General features: G+C 72.3%; 14 protein-coding genes. 6 read left to right on the forward strand and 8 right to left on the reverse strand.

Annotation, left to right across the window (positions count from 1 at the left end):
* Positions 1-54: 54 nt before the first annotated feature.
* From serS to ACFQLX_RS07490, 3 genes are all read left to right on the forward strand, one after another.
* Complete coding sequence (gene serS / locus ACFQLX_RS07480) at positions 55-1,341, forward strand: serine--tRNA ligase (protein ID WP_386413262.1); 1,287 nt, start codon at positions 55-57, stop codon at positions 1,339-1,341.
* A gap of 26 nt (positions 1,342-1,367) precedes the next feature.
* Complete coding sequence (locus ACFQLX_RS07485) at positions 1,368-2,183, forward strand: HAD family hydrolase (RefSeq protein WP_386413263.1); 816 nt, start codon at positions 1,368-1,370, stop codon at positions 2,181-2,183.
* Between the two features lie 310 nt (positions 2,184-2,493).
* Positions 2,494-3,186: a hypothetical protein gene (locus tag ACFQLX_RS07490; protein WP_386413264.1), complete on the forward strand. Its 693-nt coding sequence runs from the start codon at positions 2,494-2,496 to the stop codon at positions 3,184-3,186.
* Between the two features lie 152 nt (positions 3,187-3,338).
* Here the strand turns inward: ACFQLX_RS07490 and ACFQLX_RS07495 are convergent, their stop codons facing one another.
* Genes ACFQLX_RS07495 through ACFQLX_RS07510 form a run of 4 tightly spaced genes read right to left on the reverse strand, consistent with a single transcriptional unit; the run spans position 3,339 to position 6,895 of the window.
* Positions 3,339-4,058, reverse strand: a complete 720-nt coding sequence (locus ACFQLX_RS07495; protein WP_386413334.1) for an ABC transporter permease subunit — start codon at positions 4,056-4,058, stop codon at positions 3,339-3,341.
* A 19-nt stretch (positions 4,059-4,077) separates the two neighbouring features.
* Positions 4,078-4,995 (reverse strand): ABC transporter ATP-binding protein, encoded by a 918-nt coding sequence (locus ACFQLX_RS07500; RefSeq protein ID WP_386413265.1) that lies wholly within the window; start codon positions 4,993-4,995, stop codon positions 4,078-4,080.
* Positions 4,996-4,998: 3 nt separating this feature from the next.
* Positions 4,999-5,955 (reverse strand): ABC transporter permease, encoded by a 957-nt coding sequence (locus ACFQLX_RS07505; protein WP_386413266.1) that lies wholly within the window; start codon positions 5,953-5,955, stop codon positions 4,999-5,001.
* A complete protein-coding gene (locus ACFQLX_RS07510; protein ID WP_386413335.1) occupies positions 5,942-6,895 on the reverse strand; it encodes an ABC transporter ATP-binding protein in 954 nt (317 codons plus the stop codon). Before ACFQLX_RS07510 ends, ACFQLX_RS07505 begins: the two co-directional genes overlap by 14 nt.
* 590 nt (positions 6,896-7,485) lie before the next feature.
* On the opposite strand from ACFQLX_RS07510, the gene ACFQLX_RS07515 reads away from it, so the two are divergent.
* Positions 7,486-7,977 carry a hypothetical protein gene (locus ACFQLX_RS07515; RefSeq protein WP_386413267.1) on the forward strand — a complete coding sequence of 164 codons (492 nt, stop codon included), beginning with the start codon at positions 7,486-7,488 and terminating at the stop codon, positions 7,975-7,977.
* Between the two features lie 77 nt (positions 7,978-8,054).
* Positions 8,055-8,963: an LLM class flavin-dependent oxidoreductase gene (locus tag ACFQLX_RS07520; protein WP_386413268.1), complete on the forward strand. Its 909-nt coding sequence runs from the start codon at positions 8,055-8,057 to the stop codon at positions 8,961-8,963.
* Positions 8,964-8,985: 22 nt separating this feature from the next.
* On the opposite strand, the gene ACFQLX_RS07525 is transcribed toward ACFQLX_RS07520, so the two are convergent.
* Complete coding sequence (locus ACFQLX_RS07525; protein WP_386413269.1) at positions 8,986-9,888, reverse strand: DUF72 domain-containing protein; 903 nt, start codon at positions 9,886-9,888, stop codon at positions 8,986-8,988.
* 284 nt (positions 9,889-10,172) lie between these two features.
* Here ACFQLX_RS07525 and ACFQLX_RS07530 point away from each other — a divergent pair, with 284 nt between their 5' ends.
* Positions 10,173-11,027, forward strand: a complete 855-nt coding sequence (locus tag ACFQLX_RS07530; RefSeq protein ID WP_386413270.1) for a Cof-type HAD-IIB family hydrolase — start codon at positions 10,173-10,175, stop codon at positions 11,025-11,027.
* On the opposite strand, the gene ACFQLX_RS07535 is transcribed toward ACFQLX_RS07530, so the two are convergent.
* From ACFQLX_RS07535 to cydB, 3 genes are all read right to left on the reverse strand, one after another.
* Entirely contained in the window at positions 11,010-12,596 is a 1,587-nt protein-coding gene (locus ACFQLX_RS07535) for a sensor histidine kinase (protein ID WP_386413336.1), read from the reverse strand. The genes ACFQLX_RS07530 and ACFQLX_RS07535 overlap by 18 nt on opposite strands.
* 126 nt (positions 12,597-12,722) lie before the next feature.
* The gene (gene cydC, locus ACFQLX_RS07540; RefSeq protein WP_386413271.1) at positions 12,723-16,379 is read right to left on the reverse strand and encodes a thiol reductant ABC exporter subunit CydC; all 3,657 of its coding nucleotides are present in this window, start codon (positions 16,377-16,379) and stop codon (positions 12,723-12,725) included.
* Between the two features lie 19 nt (positions 16,380-16,398).
* Positions 16,399-17,406, reverse strand: coding sequence for a cytochrome d ubiquinol oxidase subunit II (gene cydB / locus ACFQLX_RS07545; protein WP_386413272.1), 1,008 nt, complete (start codon positions 17,404-17,406; stop codon positions 16,399-16,401).
* Positions 17,407-17,415 lie beyond the last annotated feature (9 nt).

Consider the following 17,415-nt stretch of genomic DNA (forward strand, 5'->3'; position numbering starts at 1 on the left):
ACGCAAGGGAATACCGCGTCGAGCTTCGCCCTTCACCCCGGTAGCCTTGCCCCCGTGATTGACCTTCGCCTGCTCCGTGAGGACCCCGACCGTGTGCGCGCCTCGCAGCGCGCCCGTGGAGAGGACGTCGCGCTCGTCGACGCCCTGCTCTCCGCCGACGAGCGGCGCCGCGCCTCCGGGCTGCGCTTCGACGAGCTGCGCTCCCAGCAGAAGCAGCTCGGCAAGCAGGTCGCCCAGGCCAAGGGCGAGGAGAAGGCCGAGCTGCTGCGCCGTACCAAGGAGCTCTCCGAGGCGGTCAAGGCCGCCGACGCCGAGCAGGACGCCGCGGCCGAGGAGGCCCAGCAGCTGCTCCAGCGCATCGGCAACCTCGTCCACCCCGACGTCCCCGTCGGCGGCGAGGACGACTTCACCGTCCTGGAGACGATCGGCACCCCGCGCGACTTCGCCGCCGAGGGCTTCGAGCCGCGCGACCACCTGGAGCTGGGCTCGCTGCTCGGCGCCATCGACACCGAGCGCGGCGCGAAGGTCTCGGGCGCGCGCTTCTACTACCTGACGGGCGTCGGCGCCCTGCTGGAGCTGGCCCTGGTCAACGCGGCCATCGCGCAGGCCACCGCGGCCGGCTTCATCCCGATGCTCACCCCGGCGCTGGTCAAGCCGCGCGCCATGGAGGGCACGGGCTTCCTCGGCCAGGCCGCCGACGACGTCTACTACCTGGAGAAGGACGACCGCTACCTGGTCGGCACCTCCGAGGTCCCGCTCGCCGCGTACCACATGGACGAGATCCTCGACGGGGCCCAACTCCCCCTGCGCTACGCCGGGTTCTCGCCCTGCTTCCGCCGCGAGGCCGGCTCGCACGGCAAGGACACCCGCGGCATCATCCGCGTCCACCAGTTCGACAAGGTGGAGATGTTCTCCTTCGTCGCGCCGGAGGACGCCGACGCGGAGCACAAGCGGCTGCTGGAGTGGGAGAAGCAGTGGCTGACCGCGCTGGAGCTGCCCTTCCAGGTGATCGACGTCGCCACCGGCGACCTCGGCTCCTCGGCCTCGCGCAAGTACGACTGCGAGGCGTGGATCCCCACCCAGGGCAAGTACCGCGAGCTGACCTCGACCTCCAACTGCAACGAGTTCCAGGCCCGCCGGCTCTCGGTGCGGATGCGCGAGGACGGCCCTCAGGGCAGGGTGCGCCCGCTGGCCACGCTCAACGGCACGCTGTGCGCCGTCCCGCGCACGATCGTGGCGCTGCTGGAGAACCACCAGCGGGCGGACGGCTCGGTGTACGTCCCCGAGCTGCTGCGTCCGTACCTGGGTGGCCGCGAGGTGCTGGAGCCGCTCGGGCGCTGAGGGGGTCGATCGGCTAGCGTCCCCTCATGCCCCCTGCGCCCCGCCCGTTTCCGTACCGCCTGATCGCCACCGACCTCGACGGCACGCTGCTGCGGGAGGACGGCACGGTCTCCGCGCGCACGCGCGCGGCGCTGGCCGCCGCCGTCTCGCGGGGCGCCGTGCACCTGGTCGTGACGGGTCGGGGCGCGCCCGGTACGCGGGGTGTGCTGGAGGCGCTGGGCTACCGCGGGCTCGCGGTGTGCGGGCAGGGGGCGCAGCTCTACCACGCGGGGGAGGACCGGATCCTCACCTCGGTGACGCTGGACCGGCGTTCGGCGCTGGCGGCGGTGGAGAAGGCCGAGGCGGAGTTGGGGCCGCTGGCGCTGGCGGCGTCGGTGGACGGGCTCGACGGGGGGTTCCTCGCCGGGCCCGGTTTCGTTGCGCAGGGCTCCCCCCTCGTGCTGGAGCACGCCAGCCGCGAGGAGCTGTTCGCCCGCCCGCTCACCAAGCTGCACGTGCAGCATCCGACGCTGGGCGACGACGAGTTGACGGCGGCGGTACGGGCGCAGGTGGGCGCTCTGGTGGACGTGGTGCTGGCCGGTCCGGGCATGGTGGAGCTGCTGCCGCCCGGGCTGACGAAGGCGGTGGGGCTGTCGCTGGCGGCGCGCCGGCTGGGCGTGGCGCGGGGGGACGCGATCGCGTTCGGGGACATGCCCAACGACGTACCGATGCTGCGCTGGGCCGCGCACGGCGTCGCGATGGGCAACGCGCATCCGGAGCTGGCGGCGGTGGCGGACGAGGCCACCGCATCGAACGAGGCGGACGGGATCGCGCTCGTGCTGGAGCGGCTGCTCGCGGGCTAGCGGGGACGGGTTTACGGCCCTCGCATCTCTTTGCGGCTTTTTGCACGCCTTGGGTATAGGTGGCGCGGCCTGGCGCTTTCGCCACCGCCCCTGACCTGCGTGACTTCATGATTTTCGGCTCGTTGCTCCGTATGCGTGGAGACACCTACGAAAAGCCGATATGAAACGTAACGCGATGATGTGAGAGTGCCGGTCGCTTGAACAGTCCGGTGGTGAAGCGAGTGGGTCGTCAACTCCTGCGGTCTCCGCCCCTGCGCCCTGGGTACGGGCAGGCCAATCGAACAATCGATCCCTCAAGGAGGGCTGCTGGATGCTGCCCGAAAGTTCATTGCTGGAATCGCGCACGATGCGCGAGAGCCTGTCGGCTCGTACAGAAGTACTCGACAAGGTCAAGGTGCTGGAGGTGCTGCCGGACGGGCTGCACGTGACGACGGATGGCGTGGCCGACTACTTCAAGGTCACCCGGCAGGCTGTGGAAAACTTGGTTGTCAGGCATCGAGAGGAGCTCGAATCTAACGGTCTCCATGTCCTGCGAGGCTCTGACCTGCGAGAGTTTGAGACATTCAATTTGAATGTCTCAAACGGCGCCCCAGGAAGTTATCCACAGCGGCGTCGGCGCCTGACGCTTTGGCCCCGCCGCGCCGTCCTCAACGTCGCCATGCTGCTGCGCGACAGCGAGGTCGCGCGTCGCGTCCGGACCTACCTCCTCGACGCCGAGGAGACGCACCGCGCCCGCGAACGCTACGGGCGGGAGCGGGCGTCCGAGCCGTGGGAGTGGTACGAACCGGGGTTCGACGATCTGCGTCCACTGCTGGTGCGGACGCACCGGATGGTGAGCGCCATCAACGTCGAACTGTGTGCGGTGCGGACCGATGTCCGACGGCTCGACGAGCGGATGGACCGCTTCGAGACGCGCATGGATCGACTCGAGACCCGGATGACCGGGGTCGAGACCCGGGTCGACGGCCTCGCGGCGCACATCCGGCGCGGCGGCCGCCGGTGAGGTAGCACGCTGCCCGGCTGCCCCACGGTGGGGCAGCCGGGCGGCTGCGGGTGACTGCGCTACGACGCTGCGAGGCTCTGACCTGCATCTTTTTGAAAGGGACAACTTGTCCCTTTCAAAGCAGAGTTATCCACAGCCCCGCCGGGACGCCCCTACTCCTCCCCCGCCAACGTCAGCCCCCGCAGTCGCGTGCTCGCGAACCACGTCGTGGTCAGCGTGACGAGGGTGAGGAGGGTGATCGCGGTGGGGAGGGCGACGTCGGAGAGGACGTAGCCGCCTTCGCCGATGCGCTGGGCCACCGCTGTCGCCCACTGCTGGACGCTCAGGGTGCGCGCGCCCTCGACCAGGGAGCCGAAGAGGGACTCCCAGACCAGGGCGTAGATGAGGCCGATGACCACCGCGTGCTTGGTGATCGTGCCGAGCAGGAGGAAGAGCGAGGCGTAGGCGATCGAGGCGATCGCGGCCGCGAGGGCGTAGGCCACTGCCAGGTTCTGGCTGTTGGCGTTGAGGATGAGGCCGGCCAGCAGGGTGGGGATGGCGGAGAAGGCCGTCGTGACGCCGATGGCGACGAGCAGCTTGGTGAGGATGATGGTGTGGCGGGGGACGGGTTTGGCGAGGAGGTAGACGATCGAGGAGTCGTCGATCTCCGGTCCGATGGCGCCGGTGCCGGCGATGACGCCGACGAGGGGGACCATCGTGCCCAGGGCGAAGCCGCCGAGGAGGCCGTTGGTGACCTCGTCGTCGGCGCCGACGAGGAGGCGTACGACGAGGGCGATGACCAGCAGCAGGGCCGGCAGGGCGAACATGATCAGTGCGCGGCGGCGGCCGAGCAGCGCCCGGTAGGTGAGCCGGGCGACCGTGGGGTGGTACACAGCGGACACGCGGGGCTCCTTAGGCGGCGACGAGGTAGGAGAAGACCGATTCCAGCGACTCGTCGGAGGGCGAGACGGTGTAGAGGCGGATGCCGGCGTCGCGGGCGACGCGGGGCAGCAGCTCGGTGAAGCGGTTGAAGTCGACGGCCTGGATGCTCAGTGCCCGCTCGGTGTAGTCGAGTTGGATGCCGGCGGTGGAGTCGTCGGCGATGAGGGCGGCGGCGAGTCTGCGGTCGTCGCTGGAGCGCACCAGGTAGCGGTGCGGGCGGTCGGTCATCAGCCGGCGGATCTTGCGGAAGTCGCCGGAGGCGGCGTGCCGGCCGGCGACGATGACCTCGATGTGGGCGGCGAGCTGCTCGACCTCCTCCAGGATGTGCGAGGAGAACAGCACGGTGCGGCCTTCGGCGCCCATCCGCCGCAGCAGGTCCATCAGGTGCATGCGCTGGCGGGGGTCCATGCCGTTGAAGGGCTCGTCGAGCAGCAGGACGTCGGGCTGGTGGACGAGCGCGGAGGCCATTTTGACGCGCTGGCGCATGCCCTTGCTGTACGTGGCGATCTTGCGGTTCTGGGCGTACTCCATCTCCACGGTGGCCAGGGCGTTCTTCGCCGCCTCGCGGGGGTTGGCCAGTGCGTGCAGTTCGGCGTTGGCGAGGACGAACTCCCAGCCGGTGAGGAAGTCGTACATGGCTTCGCGCTCGGGGACGAGGCCCAGGGTGCGGTAGGTGTCCTGGTTGCGCCAGATCGTCTTGCCGTCGAGCGTGACGGTGCCGCCGGAGGGGGCGAGGAAGCCGGCCATCATGTTGATGAGGGTGGATTTTCCGGCGCCGTTGGGGCCGAGGAGGCCGGTGATGCCGGGGCCGATGGTCATGGTGACGTCGTTGACGGCGACGACGTTGCCGAACCAGCGCGAGACGCGGTCGATGGTGATCGTGGCCATGGACTACAGCCCTGCCTTTCGGTAGCGGCGCAGCAGCAGGGCGAGGCAGCCGGTGATGATCAGGAGGCAGACGAGGAGGGAAGCGGCGCCGACCGTGCCGGAGGCCGCGGAGTTGCCGGGGTTGAAGCCCTCCGCGCCGAGGAAGGCGGACTGGACGTTGCCGACGAGGCTCGTCGGGGAGGCGAGGCCGATCCAGTTAACGGCGTCGGGGTGGCCCTGGTCGAAGGCGATGACCTGGACGGCGGAGGTGGCCGCGAAGGGGACGAAGAGGGAGCCGATGACGGCGGCGACGCCGAAGCCGCGCCGGGGGGTGAGGGCGGCGACGAGCAGGGCGACGGCGGCGTAGAGCAGGGAGAGGAGCAGGGCGGAGAGGAGCCCTTGGGCGAGGCCCTTGGTGTTGTCGGCGAAGTCGAACTTGGCGAGCAGTGCACCGAGGTACATCAGCACCAGGGGTACGCCGGTGAAGACGAACATCGCGGAGGTGAGCGCCGCGTACTTCGCGCCCACGTAGTCCAGGGGGGCGATGGGGCGGGAGAAGTACAGCGGGACGGTGCGGAAGCGCAGGTCGCGGGAGACGGACTGGGGTGCCTGGGCGGCGACGAAGAGGAAGACGATCAGCGTCAGCTGGGGGAGGAACTCGGTGTAGCCCAGCGGCAGCGCGGTCATCGCCTGCGAGTAGATCGCCACGGCCGACATGACGACGGCCACCGCGCACACCAGCGCGAGGAGGATCATCGGGAGGACCTTGGACTTCGCCGAGCGGCCGAGTCCGTACGCGCCGCGCAGCGACTGCACGTACAGCGAGCGGCGGGCGTAGCCGCGGCCCAGGCGGGGGCCGTCGTAGTGGCGGTAGCCGATGTCGTGGATGACGTCGGCGGGCTGGCTGGGGATGGCTGCGTCGACCGCGCCGGCGGTGGCGGCGGGCGGTGTGCTCGCCGTGGTGGTGTCAGGCTGCGTCACGGCTGCCCCCGTCTGGGTCGGTGGGGTCGGTGGTGAAGATCTCCGCGATGCGGTGGCGGCGCTGCTCCATGCGCACCATGCCCAGGCCGAGGCCGGCGACGGCGTCGCGGATCGTGTCGTACGCCTGCCAGTCGTCGTCGTCGGCGGCCTCGACGTAGAGCACGTGGCCCTCGGTGTGCAGGGCCAGGCCCGAGTCGGCCAGTGCGGCGCGCAGGGCGGCGGCGCCGTCGGGGTGGCGTTCGGTGTCGGTGACCTCGACGGCGAGGGTGGTGGTGGACTGGGTGAAGTCGCGGGTGGAGCTGGCGCGCAGCAGTCGGCCGCCGTCGATGACGACGACGTGGTCGGAGGTGCGCTCCAGCTCGCCCAGGAGGTGCGAGGTGACGAGCACGGAGATGCCGAAGTCGGACCAGACGCGGCGGATGAGGCCCAGCATGTCGTCGCGGCCGACGGGGTCGAGGCCGTTGGTGGGCTCGTCGAGGAGGACGAGCTTGGGGTCGTGGACGAGGGCCTGGGCGAGCTTGACGCGCTGCTTCATGCCCGTGGAGTAGCCGCCCATGGGGCGGTAGCGCTCCTCGTAGAGGCCCACGTGGCGCAGGGTGTCGGCGGTGCGCTCGCGGGCGGCGGTGGGGGGCAGTCCGGACATGCGGGCCATGTGCACGACGAACTCGGTGGCCGAGACGTCGGGCGGCAGGCAGTCGTGCTCGGGCATGTAGCCGACGCGTTCGCGGATGGCCGCGCCCTGCGTGGCGACGTCGAGTCCGAGGACGGCGGCGCGGCCTTCGCTGGCGGGGGCGAGACCCAGGAGGATCTTGATGAGGGTCGACTTCCCCGCCCCGTTCGCACCGACCAGCCCCGTCACGCCTGGCTCGATGCCCATGGTCAGGCTGTCGAGAGCGGTCACCCGTGGGTACCGCTTGCTGAGGCTTTCAGTGGCGATCAAAGTCACGGGGTTGACGCTATCGGTGGGCAGGGCCGTTCGCGTCGGTCGGGAGTCCCTGATCTGACCCTGATTTCGCTACCTGAGGGGGAGGGGGTGTGCGTCTGAGGTAGGGGGTGGGACGACAAAAGACCCCCACCTGTGTACCTCGGCAGTCAGGAAGGGGGCCGGGCACGGTACCGCCCCTCTTTCGGGGGATCTCCGAGCCGGTACGCAAGGACGGAGCCGCTGCCCAGGCTATGCGCCCGACCCGTGTTCGGGAACGGCGACCGAGTCCGGTACGGAACGGCATCACGGAGCATTCACCGGCGGCGGCGGTGTGCTGATCGTGCGGAGGGTCACCGGTTGGTGAACGGGAAGCGTCAACGATTGACGCCGAAGGGTAGCTCGTACGGATGATCCGCCCACCCGGGATCCACCGCCCCCGAACACCGCGGCACCCACCACCCCCGATATTCGAAAACCCACCTCCCACCAGGGAGAACGCCCCCGCCCCAGCACCCGGCACCACGGCCCCCGCTCCCCAACCCCCCACCTTTTCCCACCCTTTGACCGGGTTGCGCGGCGCTCGGACTCTGGTCCTTGATTCCCCCATGCCCGACACATCCCAGTCCGAACACCGGCCCGACCCCCCGCCCCACCCCGATGCGTACACCCGCCTCAGCCTGGAGACGCAGGCCACGCTCGCCGCCGTGCAGGAGCGCCAGACCGAGACACTCGCCGAGCTGGCGCAGACCTCCGCGCGGATGACCGAGCTGATGCGCAGGCTCTCCCCGCTGCCCGGCCGCCCGCCGCAGCCCTCCGTGGTGCCGGCGGCGGTGCGGCTGCTGGACGCCTGGCGCCGCGAGCACCGGCTGGACGAGACGACCTGCACGGTCGCCGCGTACATCCTGCCCCGCCTGCTGGAGCAGGGCGCCCTCATCGCCCCGCCCGCTCTCCTGGCCCGCCGCACGGGCCTGACCCCGCGCGCCGCCGAGCTGGCACTGAAAGCGCTCCTGACCGCGGACTGCCTGCGCGTGGTGCACCCGGCGGCCCCACCGGAGACGGCGGTGTACGAACTGGGCCCGGACCTCACCTCCACCTGACGCGGCCCGGCGCAGGGGCCGACCGCCCACCGGTCGGCCCCTGCGCCGGTGTCAGAGGCCGCACGTACCCTCACCTCATGAGCCTGCGCCTGAGCACCGTGATCCTGCCCGTCGACCGCTGGCACGAGGGCGGCCGCGCCACGTGGCAGCGGGCCGAGGAACTGGGCTTCCACGCCGCGTACACCTACGACCACCTCTCCTGGCGGACCTTCCGCGACGGCCCGTGGTTCGGCGCGCTGCCCACGCTCACCGCAGCGGCGGCGGCCACCACCCGCCTGCGCCTGGGCACCCTCGTCACCTCGCCCAACTTCCGCCATCCCGTCACGCTCGCCAAGGAGCTGATGACGCTCGACGACATCTCCGGCGGGCGCCTCACCCTCGGGATCGGAGCGGGCACCAACGGCTTCGACGCGACCGCGCTGGGCCAGGAGCCCTGGACACCGCGCCAACGGGCCGACCGCTTCGCCGAGTTCGTACCGCTCCTCGACCGGCTGCTCACCGAGGGCTCGGTGACGGAGCGCGGCGAGTTCTACGCGGCCGAGGAGGCCCGCACCCTCCCCGGCTGCGTACAGCGCCCCCGGCTGCCCTTCGCGGTGGCGGCGACGGGCCCGCGCGGCCTCGACCTGGCCGCACGCCACGGACAGGCATGGGTGACGACCGGCGACCCGAAGCTCTACGAGAACGGCACCCCGGAACAGTCCCTGACCGCCCTAAGCGGCCAGCTCGAACGACTGAACGAAGCCTGCGCAAAACTCGACCGAAACCCGGCGGAACTCGACAAGATCCTCCTGCACGGCTTCAGCCCGGACCGCAACAAACCACTGGAATCCGTATCCGCCTTCGTCGACTTCGCCGCCCGCCACCAGGCCCTGGGCTTCACCGAGATCGTCATCCACTGGCCGGTCCCCCACTCGGACTTCGCCACCGCCCAGTCGGTCTTCGAGAAGATCGCCACCGAGGCCCCGGCGCAGCTCGCACGGGACTGAGCCCCCCTGCTCGTACCCACCCCTACGGAAAGGTGACGACCGCCCCACCCAACAACTCGGCCATCGTCTCCGCCGCACCGACCGCCGCGTCCCCGCAGCAGTTGTTGAACAGCACATGCACCTCCCGCACCCGCTCGGCCAGCGTGCGGATGCGCGGGAGCCACTCGGCCAGCTCCTCGCGCCCGTAGCGATGCCGAAAACGATCCTCCTTGCCACCCGTCCCCCAGGCAGCACTGCGCCCGTGAAAACGGACCACCGCAAGCGCCGAATCAGTAACAGGAGTGACGGGCGGCATGGAGGCGGGAAGGCCCTGGATCATGTCCACCGCCACCGCACCCACCCCCAGCTCCGTCAGCAGCGCGGCCGTCCCCGAAGCCCGCTCCCCGGCCCACCAGGCGGGATCACGGAACTCCACCGCCATCGGCCACCCCGAGGCCCGCTCACGCGCACGGCGCAGGAACGCCACCGACTCACCCTTGGGCGCGAACCACGGCGGAAACTGAAAGAGCAGCGTCCCCAACCGCCCACCCGCACGCAACGGCAGCAACGCCCCGCTGAAGCGCTCCCACACCTCGTCAAGAAGACCGGGATCCGACCCCGCCCGATCCTCCCGCGCCCGGTAGCGCTCCCGCTCCAGGGCGGTACGCAGCTCCACGGGCAGCGCCGCAGGCCGGGTCGGATGCCCGGTGAGCAGCGAAAACGCCTTCACATCAAACCGGAAGCCCACCGGAGTGCGCTCTGTCCACAGCACACTGTTGCGCAGACTGGGCAGCCCGTAGTAAGTGGAATCCACCTCCACCACAGAAAACCGCGTCGCGTAGAAGCGCAAACGCCCCTCGGAACCCCCCTGACCCGGCGGATACCAGCCACTACCCACCAGCGCCTTGTCCGTCCACGAACAGGTCCCGACCCGAATCTCTCCCACCCCGCCAGTCTGCTCCCAAGACCACACCCCCGCAGGTCAAAGAACGCCACCCGAGCGCACCAGGAACCCACCCGCCCGTGTGAGGGGCCCGGAGCGACGACTCCGAAAAGACGCACCGCAACGCAGGCCCCCGACAGAGCAGCAAATCGACCGATGGCCAGTAAATCCCTATGGCTTTTCGGAGTTGTCGCGGAGAGGCCCCGCCCCCAACGCGAAGAGGCCCCCCGCACAAAGCAGCACCCCCCGCCCACCTTCTCGCACACCCGTACGCCCCATGGGAGATGATGCCCGGTGTGACTGACGAAGCCGCCACTCCCACCGCCCCCCGCCCCCGCCTCATCGCCACCGACCTGGACGGCACCCTGCTACGCGACGACAAGTCCGTCTCGCCCCGCACCATCACCGCCCTGGCCGCCGCCGAGAAGGCAGGCATCGAGGTCTGCTTCGTCACCGGCCGCCCCGCCCGCTGGATGGGCGTCGTCAGCGACCACGTCCACGGCCACGGCACGGCCATCTGCGCCAACGGCGCCTCCGTGGTGGACCTGCACCGGGGCGGCGAGCTCACCGAGGTGCGCCCGCTGGCGGAGGCCGACGCCCTGGCCGTGGTCACCGCGCTGCGCGCCGTCGCGCCCGCCGTCACCTTCGCCGTGGAGCGCACCGCCGGCATCCACTACGAGCCGCACTACCCGCCCTTCCACCTGGACCCCGCCGCCACCGTCGCCCCCGTGACCAAGCTGCTCTCCGCCGAGTCGGGCCACGCGGACGAGCCGGTGCTCAAACTCCTCGCCCACCACACCGAGTTGGACCCCGACGAGTTCCTGTCCCTGGCCCGGACCGCGGGCGGCCACCGCGCGGACTTCACCCGCTCCTCGCCCTCCGCCCTGCTGGAGGTCTCCGCCCGCGGCGTCAGCAAGGCCAGCACCCTGGCCCGCTGGTGCGCGGCACGCGGGATCGAGGCCGCCGACGTAGTGGCCTTCGGCGACATGCCCAACGACATCGAGATGCTGAGCTGGGCGGGCACCTCCTACGCGATGGCCAACGCCCACCCCGAGGTGCTGGCCGCCACCACGCACCGCACCGCCTCCAACGCGCAGGACGGCGTGGCGATGGTCATCGAGCAGCTACTGCACGCCCTCTGACCCGCCGGGCTCCGGCATCGTGGGGACCTGCCACACCACCGCCGTCCCGGCCCCCTCCTCCCCCAGCCCGCCCTCCGTCCACGCCGCACCCCCCAGCACCTGCGCCCGCGCCTCGATGTTGCGCAGCCCCGAGGCGCGCCGCAGGGACTCCTCGGGCAGCCCCACCCCGTCGTCGGCCACCGTCAGGCGCACCGCCGGCATGCCGTCCTCCAGTGCCGCCGTCGCGTCGATGACCACCCCGATCTGCGTGGCCTCGGCGTGGCGCTGGGCGTTGGACAGGGCCTCGCGCAGCGCCGCCAGCAGGTGCTTGGTGGTCTCGGCGTCGACCGCCGCGTCCACGGCCCCGACGAAGCTCACCGAGGGCTCGAAGCCCAGGGTGGCCGCCGCGGTGGCCACCTCCCGCAGGACGAGCCCGCGCAGGCCCGTGGGAGCGTCGGGCGGCTGGTGCTGCAGGGAGTAGATCGAGGTGCGGATCTCCTGGATGGTCAGGTCCAGCTCCTTGACGGCCGTGTCGATCCGCCTGCCCAGCTCCTCGTCGGCCACCGTGTTGCGCGCGCCCTGGAGCATCATCCCGGTGGCGAAGAGCCGCTGGATCACCAGGTCGTGCAGGTCGCGGGCGATGCGGTCGCGGTCCTCGTACACAGCCAGCCGCTCGCGGTCGTGCTGCGCCTCGGAGAGCACCAGCGCCAGAGCGGCCTGGCGGGCGAACTGCGCCGCCAGGGTCTTCTCCGACTCGGTGTACGCCGGGTCGCCGGGGTTGCGCGGGATGGCGAGGCTGCCCAGGACGCGGCTGCCGCTGCGCAGGGGCAGCAGCATGCTGGGGCCGTAGGCGGAGGCCAGTTTGGTGACGATGCGCGGGTCGGAGGCGGAGTCCTCGACGAACACCGCCTCGCCGGCCTGGAGCTTGGCCACGGCCGGGCTGTACCAGGGCATGACGGTGCCGACGACCGTCTCGGCGTCCCCGTCCGCCCCGCCCGCCGCGGCCACGATCTTCAGCCCCTCCCCGTCCGGCGCGGGCAGCAGGACGACCGCGGCCGCCGCGTTGGCGAGGGTGCGGGCCTGCTCGGCGACCACCCCGAGCGCGTCGCCGACGTCGGTCATGGACAGCAGCGCGGTGGTGACGGCGTTGGAGCCGTCGATCCAGTCGGCGCGGCGGCGGCTCTCCTCGTACAGCCGGGCGTTGCCGATCGCGATGCCGGCCTCGGTGGCGATGACGCGCACGAGCTGCACGTCGTGGTCGGTGAAGGGGCCGCCGCCGAGTTTCTGGGCGAGGACGAGGTCGCCGAAGTTCTCGTCCTCGACCACGACCGGCACGGTGAGGGTGGCGTCCTCGCCGTCGGGGATCTCGTCGATCAGCTCGCGGTCGACCTCGTCGACGCCGTAGGAGGCGAAGTCGGCGAGGTCGCCGCTGGCGGGGTCGATGACGACGATGGAGGCGTAGCGGGCGCCGGCCAGCTCGGCGGCGGTCTGGGCGATGGAGTTCAGGGTGCTGTGCAGGTCCAGGCCGGTGCCGATGGAGCGCATGGCCTGCAGCAGCTGCGAGACGCGCTCGGCGAACTCGCTGGACATGCCCTGCAGCCCCCGGGTCGCTCCGGCGGCCGCGTCGGCGGGGTTGTCGGCGTTCAGGGCCGGGGCGGGGGCTTTCACGTCCCCACCGTAAAATGGGATATCCCGCCGCAAAAGTCGGATTCGCCCCTACAGGGCAGGCTGCAGCGCCCGCTCCCGCTCCAGCCCGCTGCGGAACGGCCCGTCCTGCGCGGCGAGTTGCTCGTACGAGCCGCGCTGGACGACCCGGCCGGCCGCCAGCACCACGATCTCGTCCACCTGCTCCAGTCCGGTCAGCCGGTGGGTGATCAGCACCGTCGTACGGCCCCGGGTGACCGCCAGCAGGTCGGCGGTGAGGGCGTCGGCGGTCGGCAGGTCGAGGTGCTCGGCCGGCTCGTCCAGGACCAGCACCCCGAAGTCCGCCAGCAGGGCCCGCGCCAGGGCCAGCCGCTGGCGCTGGCCGCCGCTGAGCGTTGCGGCGCCCTCGCCGACCCGGGTGTCCAGGCCCTCGGGGAGGGTGGCGGCCCAGGAGGCGAGGCGGGCCTCGGCCAGGACCCGCCACAGCTCCGCGTCGGGGGCGTCAGGGCGGGCCAGGCGCAGGTTCTCGCGCAGGGTGCTGTCGAAGAGGTGGGCGTCCTGGGCGCAGAGTCCGACGAGGCGGCGCACGGCGTCGGCGTCGTAGGGGGCGAGGCTGTACTGCTCGGGGCGCTCGGCGTCGAGGAAGCGCAGCAGGACGTTGGCGAGGGTGGTCTTCCCCGAGCCGCTGGGCCCCACCACGGCCACCCGGCGCCCGCGCTCCAGGGTCAGGTCGAGGTCGTGCAGCACCGGATGCCGGGCGCCCGGATAGCGCGCGCCCAGCCCGCGCAGGACGAGCGGGAACGGATCGGCGGGCGGCTGCCCGGCGCCCTGCGCGGCGGGGGTGGGCGCCTGGACGATCTCCGCGATCCGGGCCGCCGAGCGCCGCGCCCGCGCCCGGTGGGCGAGCGCCTGCGGCATCCCCGCGACGCCCTCGAAGGCGGCCATCGGCAGCAGTGCGAGGGTCGCCAGCCAGACCCCGTCGAGGCGTCCCGCGTGGACGGCGGCGATACCGGCGGCGGTCGTCGCCACCACGGTGAGCCCGCAGGCCAGTGAGCCCAGCGCGCCGCCCGCGCCCAGTCCGGCGGCGCTGCGGGCGGCGGCGGCGCGCAGCTCGCCGTCGGTGGCGCGCAGCGCGGCGATACGGCGGGGGAGCGCGCCGGCGACGGTCAACTCGGCGTTCCCGGCGAGGAGGTCGACGGTCTGCGTCCCCAGCCGGCCGCGCAGCGGCGCGAGGCGGGTGTCGGCGCGGTGGGCGACGGCGGTGGAGAGCGCGGGGGCGAGGAGTCCGGCGGTGAGCAGTCCGGCGGCCAGGGCGGCGCCGGCGAGGGGGTCGAGGGCGGCGGTGAAGGCGACGGCGATCGCGCAGACGGCGAGGGCCTGGCCGGCGGGCAGCAGCCAGCGCAGGTAGCGGTCCTGCTGGGCGTCCACGTCGGCGACCAGCCGGGTGAGCAGGTCGCCCCGGTGGGTGCGGCCCAGGCCGGCGGGGGCGATGCACTCCAACTGGCGGTACACGTCGGCCCGTAGCCCTGCCAGGAGGCGCAGGACGGCGTCGTGGGAGACGAGGCGCTCGACGTAGCGCAGGGCGGCGCGGCTGATGCCGAAGGTGCGGGTGGCGGTGACGGCGACCATCAGGTAGAGCACGGGCGGCTGCTCGGAGGCGCGCGAGATGAGCCAGCCGGAGGTGCCCATCAGGCCGACGGCGCTGAGCAGCGCGAGGGTGCCCAGGGCGGCGGCGAGGGCGAGGCGGGCGCGGATGCGGGCGGGAGTGGCGCGGGGGGTCTCGTACGGGGCGTCGGGGGCGTCGGCGGCGTCGTTGGTCGGGGGCGCGGTCTCGGACTCGCCTGCCTGGGCGGGGACTTCGGGGGCGTGGGCCTGCGGGGCGGGGGGCTGCTCCTCGGGGACGGCGGCGGCCGTCTCGGGGCCGCACCACACCACCCGGTCGGCGAGGGCGAGCAGCGCGGGGCGGTGGGCGACGAGCAGCACGGTACGGCCGACCGCGAGGCGGCGCATCGCCTCGATGACGGAGGCTTCGGTGTCGCCGTCCAGGGAGGCGGTGGGCTCGTCGAGCAGCAGGACGGGGCGGTCGGCGAGGAACGCCCGGGCCAGCGCGACGCGTTGGTGCTGCCCGGCGGAGAGTCCGGCGCCGTCCTCGCCGAGCGGGCGGTCCGGGTCGAGGTCTTCGGCGCCGGCGTCGCACAGCGCTTGGCGTACGGCGGCGGGGTCGGCGTCGGGGGCGGCGAGGCGGACGTTGTCGGCGACGGTGCCGGCGTACAGGTGGGGGCGTTGCGGCACCCAGGCCACGTCGCGGTGCCAGGCGGTGAAGTCGTCGGCGGCGAGGCGGAGTTCGCCTGCGGCGGGCTCGGTGAAGCCCAGGACGGTGGCCAAGACGGTCGACTTCCCGCCGCCGGAGGGGCCGGCGAGGGCGACGGTCTCGCCGGCGGCGACGGTGAGGGAGGGCAGGATCACGGCATCCCGGCCGGGGTAGCGCACTTCGACTCCGTCGAGCTGGATCACTGCGGCAGCGTCGGTGCCTCCGGCAGCGTCGGCGCCTGCGGCGCGCTTCACCCTCCGGGTGAAGTCCTCAAACGCCGGACGGGCTGGGGTTGGACCTCCGGTCGGAGGAAAGCCATCCCCTGGAAGATCCTGCCCCGGAAGGGATGCCGTGACGCCGCCTGCCACGGAGGGCTCACCCTCCACTCCAGCCCGTCCGGCGTTTGAGGACTTCGCGCGAAGCGCGAAACGCGCCGCAGGCGCCGGCGCGACCGGAGACGCCTCCGCCTCCGGCAGCAGCGCGAACACCCTCGACGCCGCCGCCACCCCCTCCGCCGCCGCGTGGTAGTGCACCCCCACCTGCCGCAGCGGCAGATACGCCTCCGGCGCCAGGATGAGGACCACCAGGCCCGTGTAGAGGTCCAACTCCCCGTGTACCAGCCGCAGTCCGATGCCCACGGCGACCAGCGCCACCGACAGCGTCGCCAGCAGCTCCAGCGCGAAGGACGACAGGAACGCCACCCGCAGGGTCCGCAGCGTCACCCGCCGGTACTCCCCCGTGATCTCGCGGATCCGCTCGCCCTGCGCCTTCGCCCGGCCGAAGACCTTCAGCGTCGGCAGCCCGGCGACCACGTCGAGGAAGTGCCCCGACAGCCGCGTCAGCAGCGCGAACTGCCGCCCGGTCGCGGCCTCGGTAGCCCAGCCGATGAGCACCATGAACAGCGGGATCAGCGGCAGCGTCACCGCGATGACCAGCGCCGACACCCAGTCGTCGGTGACGACGCGGCCCAGCACCGCGAGCGGCACCACCACCGCGAGCCCCAACTGCGGCAGATAGCGCGCGAAGTAGTCGTCGAGCGCGTCCATGCCGCGCGTCACCAGCGTCGCCAGTTCGCCCGTACGCTGCCCGGCCAGCCAGCCGGGTCCCAGCGCGGCCGTCCGCGCCACGACCCGCATCCGCAGCTCGGACTTCACCGCCGCCGAGCAGCGGTGCGCGGCCAGCTCGGTGAGCCACGACACCCCCGCCCGGCCGACGGCGGTCAGCGCCAACAATCCCAGCTCGGGCCCCAGTTCGGCGAGCGCGGCGCCGTCCTGGAAGGCGCCCGTCACGAGCGTGGCGATGAGGACGGCCTGCGCGATGACGAGCACCGCGCCCACCAGTCCCAGCGCCACGGAGGCGAGGAGGAAGACGCGGGTGGCCCGCGCGTACCGCAGCAGCCGGGGGTCGACAGCTCTCATCTCAACTCACTTCACGTCGTTACGGGTTCGTGCTCACCGCGAGGTGCCGGGTGCCGATGCGCCGGCGGAACACCCAGTAGGTCCAGCCCTGGTAGAGCACGACCAGCGGGGTGGCCAGCAGCGCGCACCAGGTCATGATCCTCAGGCTGTACGGGGCGGCGGAGGCGTTGGCCACCGTCAGGCTCCACCGCTCGCCCAGCGAGGAGGGCATGACGTCGGGGAAGAGCGCCAGGAACAGCGTCGCCACCAGCGCCGCCACCCCCGCCCCGGAGAAGGCGAAGGCCCACCCCTCGCGCCCCGCCCGGTTGGCGGCCAGCGCCGCGAGCAGCGCCACGACGGTGGCGGCCAGCGCGGCCAGTGACCAGCGTCCGCCGGTGAGCGCCTGCGTCCAGCCGAGGAAGCCGCCGGTCAGCAGCAGCGCCGCCGCCCCCAGGTAGCGGGCCTGCGCGGCGGCGCGCTCGCGGATCGGGCCGAGGGTCTTCAGCGCCACGTACAGGGCGCCGTGGAAGGTGAAGAGCACCAACGTGACCGCGCCGCCGAGCAGCGCGTACGGACCGAGCAGATCGGCCGGGGTGCCGACGTACTCCATGCCCCGCCCTATCGGCACCCCGCGCACCAGGTTGGCGAAGGCGGCGCCCCAGGCGAAGGCCGGGATCAGCGAGGCGATGAGGATCGCGCGCTCCCAGCGGGTCTGCCAGCGCTCGTCGGAGCGCTTGTGCCGGTACTCGAAGGCGACGCCGCGCACGATCAGGCAGAGCACGACGACCAGCATCGGCAGGTAGAAGCCGGACAGCAGGGTGGCGTACCAGTCGGGGAAGGCGGCGAAGGTCGCGCCGACGGCGCTGAGCAGCCAGACCTCGTTGCCGTCCCAGACGGGGCCGATGGTGTTGATCAGGACGCGCCGCTCGGCGCGGTCGCGGGCGAGGGTGCCGGTGAGGACGCCGACGCCGAAGTCGAAGCCCTCCAGGAAGAAGTAGCCGGTCCACAGGACGGCGATGACGACGAACCACAGCTCGTTGAGTTCCATGTCCGCTCC

The sequence above is a fragment of the Streptomyces polyrhachis genome (genome assembly GCF_042663125.1).
GTDB lineage: Bacteria > Actinomycetota > Actinomycetes > Streptomycetales > Streptomycetaceae > Streptomyces > Streptomyces polyrhachii.

Excerpts from the sequence above, each read along its gene's own strand:
- ACFQLX_RS07485 (WP_386413263.1), top strand. The coding sequence starts at position 1,368 with ATGCCCCCTGCGCCCCGCCCGTTTCCGTACCGCCTGATCGCCACCGAC.
- ACFQLX_RS07490 (WP_386413264.1), top strand. The coding sequence starts at position 2,494 with ATGCTGCCCGAAAGTTCATTGCTGGAATCGCGCACGATGCGCGAGAGC.
- ACFQLX_RS07500 (WP_386413265.1), bottom strand. The coding sequence starts at position 4,995 with ATGGCCACGATCACCATCGACCGCGTCTCGCGCTGGTTCGGCAACGTC.
- ACFQLX_RS07515 (WP_386413267.1), top strand. The coding sequence starts at position 7,486 with ATGCCCGACACATCCCAGTCCGAACACCGGCCCGACCCCCCGCCCCAC.
- ACFQLX_RS07520 (WP_386413268.1), top strand. The coding sequence starts at position 8,055 with ATGAGCCTGCGCCTGAGCACCGTGATCCTGCCCGTCGACCGCTGGCAC.
- ACFQLX_RS07530 (WP_386413270.1), top strand. The coding sequence starts at position 10,173 with ATGCCCGGTGTGACTGACGAAGCCGCCACTCCCACCGCCCCCCGCCCC.
- ACFQLX_RS07535 (WP_386413336.1), bottom strand. The coding sequence starts at position 12,596 with ATGTCCAGCGAGTTCGCCGAGCGCGTCTCGCAGCTGCTGCAGGCCATG.
- cydC (WP_386413271.1), bottom strand. The coding sequence starts at position 16,379 with ATGAGAGCTGTCGACCCCCGGCTGCTGCGGTACGCGCGGGCCACCCGC.
- cydB (WP_386413272.1), bottom strand. The coding sequence starts at position 17,406 with ATGGAACTCAACGAGCTGTGGTTCGTCGTCATCGCCGTCCTGTGGACC.